Origin of the sequence: Coralloluteibacterium thermophilum (assembly GCF_042654365.1) — a bacterium.
Taxonomy (GTDB): Bacteria; Pseudomonadota; Gammaproteobacteria; order Xanthomonadales; family Xanthomonadaceae; genus Coralloluteibacterium; species Coralloluteibacterium thermophilum.
Genome location: NZ_JBHSGG010000045.1, coordinates 15564 through 29136, shown reverse-complemented (window position 1 = coordinate 29136; position 13573 = coordinate 15564). Strand labels below are relative to the sequence as shown.

Sequence of the window (13573 nt, the reverse complement as noted above, 5' to 3'; positions counted from 1 at the left end):
CAGGCAAGACCAGAAGTTCTCAGCCCTTTTACAACCGTCCGTGATTTCGGGGTAGAACCCTCCCGCTCCAGATCAGAGTGGGGATGGTCAGCAGCAGCGTGAGCCAGAACTTGTCGCGGAAGCTCGCCACGCTGTGGCCGGCATGCTTGTCGTGCCCGGCATGGACGTCACCTTCAGCACCCGTGCGGGGATGCGGCGGTTGCTCGCCGTGCGCCTGATGATCTTGATGATGATGATTGTGTTGCGTCATGGGTCTGCCTTCCTGGATGCACTGATGCGCCGGGCACCAGCGGGGAGATAGATCAGTGTTCTGTTACAAGTGTCCCGATCTGGCGATGGCCATCACCAGCCGCAGTGAGAGCAATCCCGCAGCAGCGAAAGCCACCATAGCCAGGAAAGGCATGTGACCGAACACTTGCGGGCCGTCGGAATGCAGGCTCAACAGCGCACCGCTTACGTACAGGCCCAAGGTGACCAGGGCCAACGCCAGCCGGTTGCCCGTGCGCGCGATTGCCTCCTGCGTGGAACTCAGGCCATGGTGGTGTACGGAGAAGGCGGGTCGTCCGTCGCTCAGTTGCGCCTGCCGCAACAGGTCGGTGGCGATCTGTGGCAGTTGGCGCGCAGTGCGGGCCAGCCGCATGGCAAGCGGCCTGTTGCCGCTGGGGCGGCTGGCTTCGGCAATGTCGGCGATCGCGGCCGCCTGCGCGGACAGCGTCCCCAGCAGGTCCAGATCCGGATCCAGCGCCCGCAGCGTGTTCTCGACCAGGAACAGCGTCCGGATCAGGGACAGCAGGTGGGCCGGAAGCCGGAAGCCAGCGCCCTGCCCAATGCGTGCCACGCGCCAGATTGCCTCGGCAATGGACCACTGCGCCAGCGGACGGCTGGCCATCTCGGCCAGGATCAGGTGGATCTCGCGCACATGCGAGCGGCGGTCGACCTGCGGCGGGAAGAAGCCCATGGCGATCGCTGCATCCAGCACGCCCTCGGCGTCGTCGGCCGCAATGGCCTCGACCATGCCGCCGAGCGCGAGCCGGGATGCAGGGTCGAGCACGCCGATCGAGCCAAAGTCATGCAGGCACAGGCGACCGTCGTCAAAGAAGAACAGATTCCCCGGGTGCGGGTCGGCATGGAAGACGCCGGCGCCGAAGAGCTGATGCACGTAGGCACCGAGCAGCGCCCTTGCCAGTGCGGGAGCCGCCGCCGTTCCATAAGCGGCTTCCAGGCGGGTGCCGTGGCTACGATCCTGGACCAGCACGTCGCGGGTGGCGTAGGGCTCAACGACATGTGGCTGTGTGATGCCGGGCAGGGCATCGAGCACCTTCGCCATGCGGCGCATGTTCTGCGCCTCGTGACGCATGTCGATTTCATCGCGCAGGAATGCGCCCAGCTCGTCCACCAGTTCGAGGGGGCGGTGTCGCTTCAGAGGCGGCCAGATCCACTGGGCTACGCGCAGCGTGCGTCGAAGCAGCCGCAGGTCAGCCTGCACTTGAGCGTGGATGCCGGGCCGGGTGACCTTGACGACCACGTCGCGACCGTCATGCATGCGTGCCGGATGGATCTGAGCCACCGACGCGGCGGCCAGCGGATGGTCATCGAAGCTGGCGAAAAGCTCTTCGACGGAGGCGCCGAACGCCTGCTCGACCATGTGTCTGGCCTGGTCCGCAGGAAATGCCGGCACGTCGCTGTGCAACCGCGACAATGCCTCGCGATAGGGCGCCGGCAGCAGGTCCCAGCGCAGGCTCAAACCCTGGCCCAGCTTGACGAAGGTGGTACCCAGCCCTACCAGGGTGGCGCTGACGTACGCGGGAAGCCGTTCGGGTCTGCGTCGGCGCAGGCGCAACACCGCGACCCCGAGAGTCAGTCCGGCCCAGGCGATCTGGCCTCCGCGGCGCACCGTGCCCGCCATCAGCGCGAGGTCCTGGCCGGCCGGCTCACGATGCCGGCCCCGCTTCCGCGCGCAGGATGGCGGTCGGATCGCCGCGACCATCCACGGCCGCCAGCTCCGCTTCGGACAGCAGGTTGTCGCGGGACTCGCCGAGGACGCCCGCAGCCGCGTCAACCACGTGCGCCCAGGTGCTGCGGTTGGCGAACAGCAGGCCCGGCACGTCCAGTGTGCCGCCCCGGTTGACGAAGCCCAGCGCCGCGGTGGTGGTGGGGCCGGTGTCGAGTCGGCGCAGCGCACCGAGGAAGGGCTCCGGACGGGTGTGGGTAACGAATACGCGCGGCCGGCCCACCGGAAACAGCGCTTGGACCGCACTGTCGGAGTGCACGTACCTTGCCTCCTCCGGATCGCGCGGGGCGCGAAATCGGCCGGGTTCGGCGAGATAGACGATCGCGGCCGACATTCCGCGTGCGGCCAGACGCGCCTGTGCGCGGCGCACTTCCTGCAGCTGGTACGCGCCGGTGGCCACCAGCAGGATCGCCGCCGTCTCCGGATCGCCGGCGAGGCATGTTGCGCCGGTCTCGGCCAGTGCCTGGGCCTGCTGCGGGGTCAGCTCATGAGGCACCGGACGCTTGGGAACGACCAGTGTGGTGACCGTGCCCCGTTGCGCGTAGGCGCGGGCGAGGGCGGCGGCAGCGCCATTGGCGTCCGGCGGGAACACCACGCGCGAAATGTCGGCCATTTCGCCCATGAGTGCCTCGGCCATGGTCGGATCCTGGTGGGACTGTTCGTTCTTCGCGTTCTCCCACGTGTGCGAGGTCAGCACCAGGGGCACGCCCAGCCAGCCGGGTGGGCGCCCGGCCTGGGCCTGGTGGCGGGCGAAGATCAGTTCCTGACGTACGGCGCCGAGCATCTTCGGTGCAAACGCCTCGTAGGTGACCACCAGGTTTAGCCCGCCCTTGTTGCCGAGCGCCGCGCAGACCACGGCTTCTTCGTTGAGTGCGGTGATGACCGCGCCGGTGGTCGATTCGGCGACACCGGGTTCGGGCTCGTGCACCCGGTGCTTCATCGCGTCCAGGGTGCGGTCGAGCTTGTTGCTGCGCAACTCGTCCGGATTTCCCACGCGCACGCGCAGCCCGGGGTTCGCTTCGGCGATGGCGACAAACTGCTCGTCGAGCGCGGTCATCGGCGAGCTCTCGCCGCCGGCGCCGCGGTCGGCGATCGCCGGGACGCGGGGCGGTTCCACCTGGCGATCGGCCAGCGCATGGTCGCGCTCGCGCACCCGCTGCTGGAGATCGTGGCTGTTGAGTGCGGCAACGGCCTGCTCGAGCTCCGACGCGGCCACGAACAGCGCCGCTGCGCCTTCATTGAAGAGCGTGCGCGCCGCGGCATCCTTCGCCGGATTCCCCGGCAGCGGCAAGTTGTGCGAGGCGTTGGTCCCGGCGCCGGGGAAGCCGAAGCCCTTGACGGTTTCGGCGATGCCATAGGGCAGCCGCACGTCGGCGGGAACAGCGGCGCCCGCTTGCAGGCGCGACTCCATCACGTGGATGCCCCACGCGATGCTGGCCGGATCGCGCCCGTCCAGCGCGATCGGATCAAAGCCGTTCAATCGCAGGTGCCGGTCCAGCCACCGCTCGCCGCCCTGCTGGGTGATCTGGCTGCGCTGTTCGATGCGGCGCCCGTTGAGGATGATGATCGGGCTGACCAGTCCGCTGTCCTCGGCGCGCCACCAGCGTGGCGCCCAGTCGCTGCCACGCTGTTCCTCGAACGCACCGTCGCTGAGGAAGGCGACCAGGCGTTCATCCTTGAGCGGCGCATGCACGTACTGCAGCTCGGCAAAGCCGAGATAGCCGCCTTCCATCACGCCCCCGGCGGTGTGCGCATTGACGTGGGAGCCGAGGGGCGACGCCGGCGTTCCGTCCGGATTGAGGGTGTAGGCATAGAAGTCGCTTACGAACCGGCTCAGCCCTTCGCCGGTGCGGTCGTAACGTTCGGCGTGCCGGTCGGTCATGTTGCCAACCAGCACGTTCAGCGCGTCGATGGCGGCCACGCAGTGCCCCTGGCCCATCATCCACGCGCGGGTGACGCCATCCAGGGAATCCATCAGCAGGTAGCCGGCGTAGGCGGGCACCATGTTGAGGGACCCGCCGGTGTGGCCTTCAGGCGTGGTCTTGAAATCATCGACCTCCAGGGCCGCGCCGTCGGTACGAACGCGCTGGCTGTAGGTCATGTGCGCCACCAGCCACATGCCGGCGCTGGTGACGCGGTCGGCCGCGGCGAGCCGCTGCCATGCGGTGCCGGCATCCGGCGTGCGGCCCAGGGCGACCAGCTCGTGCACCATCTGGCGGACCCGGAGCTGGGTAAGCGGGTCATGTCGGATCACCCCGTAGCCGGCCGCCCAGTGGGCGAACGCGGGATCGGCCTGCCGGTGGGCGTCGGCGAGTTCAAGGATCCGCTGGCGCTCGGCGGCCGACAGCTGGTCGGCGGTGCAGCAGTTGAGATGCACGTTCATGGGTCCTCCGGGGAATCGGTCGAAGCGGTCATCAGGGTCGATGCCGCGGCGGCGAGGTCCGCACCCAGCGCGATGGCGTTGGAGGGGTGGGAAATGGTGTCAGTGCTGACGATGCGGGCCAGGCCCGCCTCCTGCAGGCGGGCATAGGCGTCGCCTGCGAACACCGGATGGATGGCGACCAGCAACGGCGACGGCAACGACAACCGGCGCAGGTGTGCGAGGGTCTCCAGGATCGTGTGGCCGGACGACACGATGTCGTCGATCAGCACCGGAGTCCGACCAGCCACGGCTGCCGGGTCGGGCAGGCTGACGCGCACGTCGTAGTCGCCGTGCCGCTCCTTGGCCAGCACCTGGTAGGGCATGCCGGACAGGGCGGCGATGTCCGCTACCCACTGCTCGCTCTCGCTGTCAGGGCCGATCAGCACAGCGTCGGGGACGGTCTCAGCGATCCAGCGGGCCACGGCCGGCGTCGCCGATACGTGGACCGTCGGAATGCGGTAGAGCGACTGCAGGCGCTCGACGCGGTGCAGGTGCGGGTCCACGGTCACCAGCCAGTCGAAAGCCTCTTCGAGGAATTGCGCAAACAGCGGTGTACTGACCGCCTCGCCGCGATGGAAGCGGGTGTCCTGGCGCATATACCCCAGGTAGGGTGCGATGAGGCCGACCGAACGAGCCCCGAACTCGCGCGCGGTCCGGGCGGCGAAGCGCAACGGGAGGGCCGTGGCATCGGCGTTGCGCAGGCTGGCCAGGAGCGCCACATCGGCTCCGGCCAGTGCGTCGTCCAGGGTGACCAGCGACTCGCCATCTGGGAAGTGCCGCCAAGCCACGGGTGCAATGCGCGCCTGCAGGGGCTGGTTGATGTTGCCGGCCAACACTGCATCGGCCGGGAATGGCATCAGCACACGGGTCATGGAACCTCTCCAAGCACAAAAGGTTGCAGCGTCACGGCGTGCTCCAGGGCGTAGGCCAGTTCTCCCGGCGACTCCGCATGCAGGGTGAGCAGAGGTTGTCCCCGCTCGACCGTATCGCCGATCCGCAGACCGGTTTCGAGGCCGGCGGTGGGGGATGTCGGTGCGCCGGCCAGCTTGGCCAGTTTGGCCAGCCTGCGGTTGTCGATCACCGCGATCCGACCCGATGCGGTTGCCGGGACGTCGGCGGTGAATGCTGCCCGCCGCGGTTCGCGGAAGCCTCCCTGGGCCTCGCAGATCGCCAGGAACTTGGCCAGCGCCGCCCCGGAATCCAGCACGCCGCGCGCGCGCTCCAGTCCGGTGCCGGCGTTGCTGCCCGCTGCCATGTCCAGCAGCGCCGCGGACAGCGCAAGTGCGCGTTCGCGAAGGTCGGCGGGTGCATCGGCCGCGTTGCGCAGCACCTTGAGCACGTCGTGCGCCTCGAGCGCCGGGCCGATTCCCCGACCCACCGGCTGGGTGCCGTCAGTGCGATGGATCCCCAAGTGCAGTCCAAGCGCAGCGCCGGTGTGTCCAAGCCGCGTGCCCAAGCTGTGGGCCGCGGCCTCGCCACGCACCTTGGCGGTCGGACCCACTGGCATGTCGATCAGGACGTGGGTTGAACCCGCGGCGATCTTTTTTGACAGCACGCTGGCAACCAGTTGGCCGTCGCTGTCGAAGTCGAGTGGCCGTTGGACCCGGATCAGGATGTCGTCGGCCGGGCTCAGGCGCACGTTGCCACCCCAGACGATGCAGCCGCCCTCGCGCTCCACCACCCGGCGCATCGCCGCCAGATCGAGCGCCACCGGCGCCATGACCTCCATGGTGTCGGCGGTGCCCGCGGGCGACGTGATCGCGCGCGAGGACGTCTTCGGGATGCGGTAGCCCAGCGCAGCCACGATGGCCACCACGATCGGCGTGGTGCGATTGCCGGGCAGGCCGCCGACGCAATGCTTGTCCAGCACCGGCCCATCGCCCCAATCCAGGCGCTGGCCAACGGCGATCATGGCCCGTGTCAGCGAGGTCGTCTCGGCGTTGTCGAGGCCGTCGCCCGCGCTGGCCGTGACGAAAGCGGCAAGCTCCAGGTCCGACAGCCTGCTTTCCATCACGTCCTGCACCAGGGCGAGGTACTGCGCGTCGTCCAGCCGTGCCCCGAACACCTTGGCGCGGAGCGCGCCTGCCGACGACGCGGGTTCCGCATGCCGCACCCGGGCGAGGGCATCGCGCATGGGATCGAGGAGCGTCCACGCGGCCTCCGACAGCGCCACCTCGTCGAGGCCGAGCCGATCGTCGACGACCACGTTCAGCGTCGCCACCAGCGTGCGCGCGCCGACGTCCAGCCTCACGCGCGTCATCGCGGCAAAGCCTTCCGAGCGGCAGACTTCGCAGTCACGGTGCATATAGACCACCGGCTGCTGGTAGGTGTCGATGCCGGCACGGGTGACGCGCAGGCGGGTGTGGCCCGGGGCCTGCGTGGTCATCTCGCATCCTCCAATCCGACTTGCTCCAGGTGCTCCGGCACGCGCGCACGCCAGCCCAGTTCACGCTGCACGCGCGCGCGCAGTGTGTCGGCTGCATCGGGCTCGCCATGGGTGAGGTACACCACGCGCGGCGCGGACGGCGCGGTGCGCATCCAGTCCAGCAACTCCCCGGCGTCGGCGTGGCCGGAGAAGCCTTCCAGCTGCACCACTTCAGCGCGGATGGGGACCTCGCGGCCGAACATGCGCAACGTGCGCTTGCCTGCCGCCAGCGCGGCACCGCGTGTTCCTCCGGCCTGGTAGCCCGCGAGCAGGATCGCGTTGCGGTCATCGGGGCCGAACGCCTCGATGTGGTGCAACACGCGCCCGCCGGTGATCATGCCGCTGGCCGAGATGATGATCATCGGCCCGCGCTGGCGGTTGAGTGCCTTCGACTCTTCTACAGTGTTGACGAAGGTGGCCACGTCGAACATCCGCTGGCAGTCCTCTTCGGACACGTGGTGCTCGGAATGGTGGGCGTGGTAGTGCCGGGTCGCGTTGATTGCCATCGGGCTGTTGAGGTAGACCGGCACGCGAGGGATGTCCTTGCGCTCGCGCAACCGGGCGATATGCAGCATGAGCGCCTGGGCGCGACCGATGGCAAAGGCCGGAATGACGATTACGCCCCCACGGGCAGCGACGCGGCGGATGATGGGGGCCAGCTCCGCCTCCTGGTCGATCGGAACGTGTTCCCGATTGCCATATGTGGATTCGCAGACCAGTACGTCACAGGCGGGCAGGGGCGTTGGCGGGTTCATCAGAGACTCCTGCTGCCGGCCCAGGTCACCACTGAAGTGCAGGCGCTGGCCCTGGACGTCCAGGCTGACGTGGGCAGCTCCCAGGATGTGGCCGGCAGGATGGAAGCGGATCGTGACGCCTGATGCGACCTCGATGTCGCGACCATAGTCATGCCCCTTGAGCTGCTTCAGGCTGCGGCGGGCGTCATCCTCGGTATAAAGCGGTCGTGGTTCCTTGTGCTTGGAGTACCCTTTGCGCGCTGCATACTTAGCATCCTCTTCCTGCAGGTATCCACTGTCGGGAAGCAGCAGGCCGCACAGGGCCACGCTGCCATGGGTGCAGTGGATCCGGCCGCGGAACCCTTGTTTGACCAGTGCGGGCAAGTAGCCCGAATGGTCCAGGTGGGCGTGGGTCAGGACTACCGCGTCGATCGATGACGGCTCGACGGGAAACGGAGCCCAGTTGCGGTCGCGCAATTGCTTGTAGCCCTGGAACAGGCCGCAGTCCACGAGCACGCGCTGACCGTTGGCCTCAACCAGGTAGCGCGAGCCAGTCACAGTGCCCGCGGCACCGAGGAATTGCAGGGTGGGGCTGGAAGACGATGTCATGTTGTGGCTCCTGTCCTGGAAGGGAAGTGATTGCTGATGGCATGGCGAGGGCCGAGGCGCATCTGCATCGCCTGCGCGCTTGTCAGGGGCGGATCAGCTCCACTGTGTCGTTGACCTTGGGGCTGCCGGAGATCACTTCAGCCTCCGCGTAGTGGCTGTCGAACAGTTCGGCGATCCGTACTTGACCGATGTTCTCGCGGCGATAGCGTGGACCGCCGGCCCGCGAATGCCGGATACGGCGCTTGTGCCGGATCACATCCAGCACCTGCCCGACCTGGGCGCCGTCGGCCTGCCCGACGCAGACCACGAGCGTCTCGTCCCCCTTCTCCAACACCTGGCCGCGCATCAAGACGTTGTGGCGGAACCCGCCCTCGCTCGCGGATGCGACGCCCGGCAGTGCGAAGGAGAATGCGAGTGCGCCCACCAGCGCCAGTGCGGCGAACCAGCGGTAGGAATTGGTACGTGGGGCTGCGGAACAGGCAACGGGTGTGACCGTATTCATTGAGTGGACTCCTTGGATGGGCCTGAACGGAGACGGAGATCTGCGGCGACAACACGAACGGAGAGACCATGCAGGTGGGCAACTTGAACGGCGGAGCGTTGCCCAGGCAGCTCCTCAACCTGCGTCATCATGCTTCTCCCGGCGATGGCGCGGGGCCGCGCCGGCGTCGCGGGAGGAAGGCCGGGACCTCCTGCATGTAGCGGGCGTAGTCGTCGCCAAAGCGGCTCAGGCAATCTTTCTCCTCACGGCGAGCGAGGCGGGCATAGGCCCACACGAGCACCGGAAAGCTGATGAGTGTGAGCAGCGTCGGCCACTGCAGCAGGAAGCCGGTCAGCACCAGCACGAAGGCAACGTACTGCGGGTGGCGCATGCGCGCATACACGCCCTCACGGGCAAGCCGACCCTCTCGCTGTGCCCGATACAGCACGGGCCAGGCGGTCGACAACAACCAGAACCCTCCGCCGATAAACACGAAACTCGCGATGTGGAATGGACCGAAATGCGGATTGGCGCGCCAGCCGAACCACATCTCCAGCAAATGGCCCGCGTCATGGCTGAGCCAGTTCACCTGCGGATAGTTGGCGCTGAGCCAGCCGCCCAGGACGTACAGTGTCAGCGGGAAGCCATACATTTCCGCGAACAGCGCCACGACGAAGGCGGAGAACATCCCGAACCCCCGCCAGTCCCACCGCGTCAACGGCTTGTAGAAGCTCCAGGCGAAGAAGATGAAGAAGGCGGCGTTGATGGCGGCGAGGAGCCAAAGACCGTAGCCAGCGTCAGATGCGTGCATGTCATTGCCCTCCGTTCGAGGTGTCGGACGTTTCGTCGGTCAGCGCCCGCTTGCTGCCGCCATGGCCCCCATTGGATGAGTCGTCGGCATTGCCGCCTTGTCCATGTCCGCCATGTCCGCCATGTCCTTTGTGCATGAACACATGCATGAGGGGGCACAGCAGCAGGATGGCCAATGGCAACCAGCGGAGTGCTCCAGCAAGGTGGGCGCGATGCTCGACGCCAAGATAGAAGACGGCCAGCGCAAGGAAAATCCAGAAGACCCAACGTCCGGACCCCGACGTGGTTGGAGAGCGGGGGGCAGTCATGGCAAATCCTGAGTGAGGCGTCCGAGAAGGCGTCGCGGGGTGGACCTGACGAACTTGCCGCCTTCTGTCGCGGCAACGGCTTCGATCAATGCGCAGACGTCATTGCCAGTCGGAATGGAGTCCGGAAGCTTCGCCCAGGCGTGGATGGCACGCTCCATCCGCTCGTGCATGGCGAGCAGCCTGTCCAGTTGTTGGCGGGTGTCGTCAAGCCTGCGCCGGATGATGTCCCGCACAAGCGGGCAGGGACTATGCCGCTGCAGGCTGTGGCGGATGATTTCCTCGATTTCGGCCAGCGTGAAACCAAGCTGCTGTGCCGTGCGAATGAAGTGCAGGCGCTGGAGCTCCGAAGCCGAGAAGAGCTGATACCCGCCCTCGGTGTGCGTGGCCGCCTGTAGGAGGCCGCGCCGCAGATAGTTGCGCACCACATGCACCGTGACGTCGCCCTGCTGTGCCAGCTGGCGTACCGTCATCAGCGGCGGCGCTGCTTCGTCTTTGCCCATCATTGGCGCGCTCCAGGAAAGATGGTGATCACGCTAGACCTGTGTCCCGCACACAGGTCAAGCTCGGCTGACACGCCTCCATCCATAACAAGGCGGCCGGCGCGTTGGAGGTCGGCCGCATCACGACACGTCCGCCGGCAGCGCAGCAGCCATTGGCCGCTTCCTGGCCAGCTGCCGCTGCTTGATCAACGAGTACAGTGCCGGGATCACCACCAGCGTCAGCACCGTCGACGACACCATGCCGCCCACCATCGGCGCGGCGATGCGGCGCATGACTTCCGAGCCTGTGCCGCTGCTCCACATGATCGGCAGCAGGCCGGCCATGATCGCGACCACGGTCATCATCTTCGGGCGCACGCGGTCGACCGCGCCTTCGATGATCGCGTCGCGCAGATCGCCGGCATCCAGCGAGCGGCCTTCGGCCTGGCGCTGCGCGGCGCGAGCTTCCAGCGCGTGGTCGAGATAGATCAGCATCACCACGCCGGTTTCCGCGGCGACGCCGGCCAGTGCGATGAAGCCGACGATCACCGCGACGCTGACGTTGTAGTCGAGCATCCACATCAGCCACACGCCGCCGACCAGTGCGAACGGCACCGACAGCATCACGATCAGCGACTCGGTGACGCGGCGGAAGTTGAGGTACAGCAGCAGGAAGATCAGCGCCAGCGTCACCGGGACGACGACGCGCATCTTTTCTGCGGCGCGCTGCATGTACTCGTACTGTCCGCTCCAGGTCACGTAGTAGCCCGGCGGGAACTGCACCTGCTCGGCGACCGCGTCCTGCGCTGCCTTCACGTAGCGGCCGAGATCGCTCTCGCGGGTATCGACGTAGATGTAAGCCGCCAGCATCGCGTTCTCGGTGCGGATGCTCGGCGCCCCCTTCCTGACCTCGATCTGCGCCAGTTCGCCGAGCGGCACCTGCGCGCCGCCGGGGACCGGCACAAGGACTTGGCTGCCTATCCGGTGCGGATCGTCGCGGAGTTCGCGGGGATAGCGCACGATCGCGCTGAAGCGTTCGCGGCCCTGGAGGATGGTGGTGACGATCTCGCCGCCCAGCGCGGCGGCCACCACGTTCTGCACCTCGCCCAGGGTGACGCCGTACTGGGCCAGGCTGCCAAGGTCGGGGGTGATGTCGAGGTAGTAGGCGCCGGTCAGCCGTTCGGCGAACGCGCTGGTCGTGCCCGGCACTTCGCGCACCACGGCTTCGATCTCGGTGGCCAGCGCGTCGAGTTGCTCAAGGTCCGTGCCGAAGAGTTTGATGCCCACGGGCGTGCGGATGCCGGTGGCCAGCATGTCGGTGCGCGCCTTGATCGGCATCGTCCAGGAGTTGGCGACGCCCGGGAACTTCAGCGCCGCGTCCATCTCGGCGATGAGCTTGTCGGTGGTCATGCCGTCCCGCCATTCGTCCTCGGGCTTGAGGTTGATGACGGTCTCGAACATCTCCAGCGGCGCCGGGTCGGTGGCGGTCAGGGCGCGACCCGCCTTGCCGAACACCGACTCCACTTCCGGGAAGCCCTTGATGATCCGGTCCTGCTGCTGCAGCAGCTCCGACGCCTTGGTCACCGACATGCCCGGCAGCGACGCTGGCATGTACAGGAGGGTGCCCTCGTTGAGCGTGGGCATGAACTCGCTGCCCAGGCGTGACGCCGGCCACAGGCTGGCGAACAGGGCGACCAGCGCGATCGCGATCGTGGCCATCCGGTACCGCAGGACCACGTCGATCACGGGCCGATAGGCCGCGACCAGGATCCGGTTCACCGGGTTCTTCTGCTCGGGCACGATCTTGCCGCGCACGAACAGCAGCATGAGCACCGGCACCAGCGTCACCGACAGCAGCGCACTACCGGCCATGGCGAAGGTCTTGGTGAACGCCAGCGGCTTGAACAGCCGGCCTTCCTGCGCCTCCAGGGCGAACACCGGAAGGAACGAGACGGTGATGATCATCAGGCTGAAGAACAGCGCCGGCCCGACTTCGCGGCAGGCGTCGATGATCAGCTGGGCCCGGCTGCGGGAGCCGTCGGAGCGTTCGATGTGCTTGTGCGCGTTTTCGATCATCACGATCGCCGCATCGACCATCACGCCGATCGAGATCGCGATGCCGCCCAGGCTCATGATGTTGGAGTTCATGCCCAGCGCACGCATGGCGATCACCGCGATCAGAACGCCGACCGGCAGCATGACGATCGCGACCAGCGCGCTGCGGGCATGGAAGAGGAACACCAGACACACCAGCGCGACGATCAGGCTCTCCTCGAGCAATGTCGTGCGCAGGGTCTTGATCGCGCGCACGATCAGGTCGGACCGGTCGTAGACCGCCTGGACGCTGACGCCTTCGGGCAGGCCGCGCGCAAGTTCCGCAATCTTGTCCTTCACCCCGCCGATCACGGCCAGGGCGTTTTCGCCGAAGCGCGCAATGACGATCCCGCCCACGACGTCGCCTTCGCCGTCCAGGTCGGCGATGCCGCGACGCTCGTCGGGCACCAGTTCGACCCTGGCGACGTCGCCGATCAGCACCGGTGCGCCTCCTTCGGCGCGCAGCACGAGGCTCTCGATGTCCTCGATGCCGCGCAGGTAGCCGCGTCCCCGGACCATGTACTCGGTCTCGGCCATTTCGATCACGCGGCCGCCGACGTCGCGGTTGCTCGCGGCGATCACTTCGGACACCCGTGAGATCGGGATGTCGAACTCGCGCAGGCGCACGGGGTCGACGGTGATCGAGTACTGGCGCACGAAGCCGCCGACGCTGGCGACCTCGGCCACGCCGGGCGCGGTGGTGAGCTGGTAGCGCAGGTACCAGTCCTGCATGGCGCGCAGTTCATCCAGCGAGTGGCGGTCGCTTTGCAGCACGTACTGGTAGACCCAGCCCACGCCTGACGCATCGGGGCCCAGCGCCGGTGCCACGCCAGCCGGCAGGTTCTTCGACGCGACGTTGAGGTTTTCGAGCACGCGCGAGCGCGCCCAGTACAGGTCCGTTCCTTCCTCGAAGATGACGTAGATGAAGGAGGCGCCGAAGAACGAGAACCCGCGGACGTCCTTCGACTTCGGCGTCGCAAGCAGGGCGCTGGTCAGCGGATAGGTGACCTGGTCCTCGACCACCTGGGGCGCCTGCCCCGGGTACTCGGTGAACACGATCACCTGCACGTCCGACAGGTCCGGCTGGGCATCCAGCGGCGTGTTCATCAGTGCGTAGATGCCACCGGCGACGATCGCCAGTGTCATCACCAGGACCAGGAAGACGTTGCGGACCGACCATTCGATGAGGCGGCCAAGCAT

11 protein-coding genes are annotated in these 13573 nt (G+C 67.4%); all 11 read right to left on the bottom strand.

The annotated features are described in order from the left end of the window. Positions 1 to 28 precede the first annotated feature (28 nt). The 11 genes from ACFO3Q_RS15350 to ACFO3Q_RS15300 all read right to left on the bottom strand — a co-directional run bounded on the left by ACFO3Q_RS15350 (position 29) and on the right by ACFO3Q_RS15300 (position 13573). Positions 29 to 250: a hypothetical protein gene (locus ACFO3Q_RS15350; RefSeq protein WP_377005582.1), complete on the bottom strand. Its 222-nt coding sequence runs from the start codon at positions 248 to 250 to the stop codon at positions 29 to 31. 63 nt (positions 251 to 313) lie between these two features. Continuing rightward, a complete protein-coding gene (locus tag ACFO3Q_RS15345) occupies positions 314 to 1987 on the bottom strand; it encodes an ABC1 kinase family protein (RefSeq protein ID WP_339399332.1) in 1674 nt (557 codons plus the stop codon). Next, complete coding sequence (locus ACFO3Q_RS15340; RefSeq protein ID WP_377005581.1) at positions 1932 to 4394, bottom strand: phosphoketolase family protein; 2463 nt, start codon at positions 4392 to 4394, stop codon at positions 1932 to 1934. The genes ACFO3Q_RS15345 and ACFO3Q_RS15340 overlap by 56 nt, the downstream gene beginning before the upstream one ends. Further along, positions 4391 to 5305, bottom strand: coding sequence for a ribose-phosphate diphosphokinase (locus ACFO3Q_RS15335; RefSeq protein WP_024889940.1), 915 nt, complete (start codon positions 5303 to 5305; stop codon positions 4391 to 4393). The genes ACFO3Q_RS15340 and ACFO3Q_RS15335 overlap by 4 nt, the downstream gene beginning before the upstream one ends. Then, positions 5302 to 6819, bottom strand: coding sequence for a thymidine phosphorylase family protein (locus tag ACFO3Q_RS15330; RefSeq protein ID WP_377005580.1), 1518 nt, complete (start codon positions 6817 to 6819; stop codon positions 5302 to 5304). Before ACFO3Q_RS15330 ends, ACFO3Q_RS15335 begins: the two co-directional genes overlap by 4 nt. Then, the gene (locus ACFO3Q_RS15325) at positions 6816 to 8201 is read right to left on the bottom strand and encodes an MBL fold metallo-hydrolase RNA specificity domain-containing protein (RefSeq protein WP_092410651.1); all 1386 of its coding nucleotides are present in this window, start codon (positions 8199 to 8201) and stop codon (positions 6816 to 6818) included. Before ACFO3Q_RS15325 ends, ACFO3Q_RS15330 begins: the two co-directional genes overlap by 4 nt. A gap of 82 nt (positions 8202 to 8283) precedes the next feature. Further along, positions 8284 to 8703, bottom strand: a complete 420-nt coding sequence (locus tag ACFO3Q_RS15320) for a hypothetical protein (protein WP_092410649.1) — start codon at positions 8701 to 8703, stop codon at positions 8284 to 8286. A 127-nt stretch (positions 8704 to 8830) separates the two neighbouring features. Beyond that, positions 8831 to 9493, bottom strand: a complete 663-nt coding sequence (locus tag ACFO3Q_RS15315) for a methyltransferase family protein (RefSeq protein ID WP_339399327.1) — start codon at positions 9491 to 9493, stop codon at positions 8831 to 8833. A gap of 1 nt (position 9494) precedes the next feature. Further along, entirely contained in the window at positions 9495 to 9800 is a 306-nt protein-coding gene (locus ACFO3Q_RS15310) for a DUF2933 domain-containing protein (RefSeq protein WP_066922006.1), read from the bottom strand. Continuing rightward, on the bottom strand, positions 9797 to 10303 hold the full coding sequence (locus ACFO3Q_RS15305; protein WP_066922005.1) for a MerR family DNA-binding protein: 507 nt from the start codon (positions 10301 to 10303) through the stop codon (positions 9797 to 9799). The genes ACFO3Q_RS15310 and ACFO3Q_RS15305 overlap by 4 nt, the downstream gene beginning before the upstream one ends. Positions 10304 to 10420: 117 nt before the next feature. After that, positions 10421 to 13573 carry an efflux RND transporter permease subunit gene (locus ACFO3Q_RS15300; RefSeq protein WP_377005578.1) on the bottom strand — a complete coding sequence of 1051 codons (3153 nt, stop codon included), beginning with the start codon at positions 13571 to 13573 and terminating at the stop codon, positions 10421 to 10423.

Bases quoted from the DNA above. Each gene is read 5' to 3' on its own strand.
- ACFO3Q_RS15350 (WP_377005582.1), bottom strand. From the start codon at position 250: ATGACGCAACACAATCATCATCATCAAGATCATCAGGCGCACGGCGAG.
- ACFO3Q_RS15345 (WP_339399332.1), bottom strand. From the start codon at position 1,987: ATGGTCGCGGCGATCCGACCGCCATCCTGCGCGCGGAAGCGGGGCCGG.
- ACFO3Q_RS15340 (WP_377005581.1), bottom strand. From the start codon at position 4,394: ATGAACGTGCATCTCAACTGCTGCACCGCCGACCAGCTGTCGGCCGCC.
- ACFO3Q_RS15335 (WP_024889940.1), bottom strand. From the start codon at position 5,305: ATGACCCGTGTGCTGATGCCATTCCCGGCCGATGCAGTGTTGGCCGGC.
- ACFO3Q_RS15330 (WP_377005580.1), bottom strand. From the start codon at position 6,819: ATGACCACGCAGGCCCCGGGCCACACCCGCCTGCGCGTCACCCGTGCC.
- ACFO3Q_RS15325 (WP_092410651.1), bottom strand. From the start codon at position 8,201: ATGACATCGTCTTCCAGCCCCACCCTGCAATTCCTCGGTGCCGCGGGC.
- ACFO3Q_RS15320 (WP_092410649.1), bottom strand. From the start codon at position 8,703: ATGAATACGGTCACACCCGTTGCCTGTTCCGCAGCCCCACGTACCAAT.
- ACFO3Q_RS15315 (WP_339399327.1), bottom strand. From the start codon at position 9,493: ATGCACGCATCTGACGCTGGCTACGGTCTTTGGCTCCTCGCCGCCATC.
- ACFO3Q_RS15310 (WP_066922006.1), bottom strand. From the start codon at position 9,800: ATGACTGCCCCCCGCTCTCCAACCACGTCGGGGTCCGGACGTTGGGTC.
- ACFO3Q_RS15305 (WP_066922005.1), bottom strand. From the start codon at position 10,303: ATGATGGGCAAAGACGAAGCAGCGCCGCCGCTGATGACGGTACGCCAG.
- ACFO3Q_RS15300 (WP_377005578.1), bottom strand. From the start codon at position 13,573: ATGCTTGGCCGCCTCATCGAATGGTCGGTCCGCAACGTCTTCCTGGTC.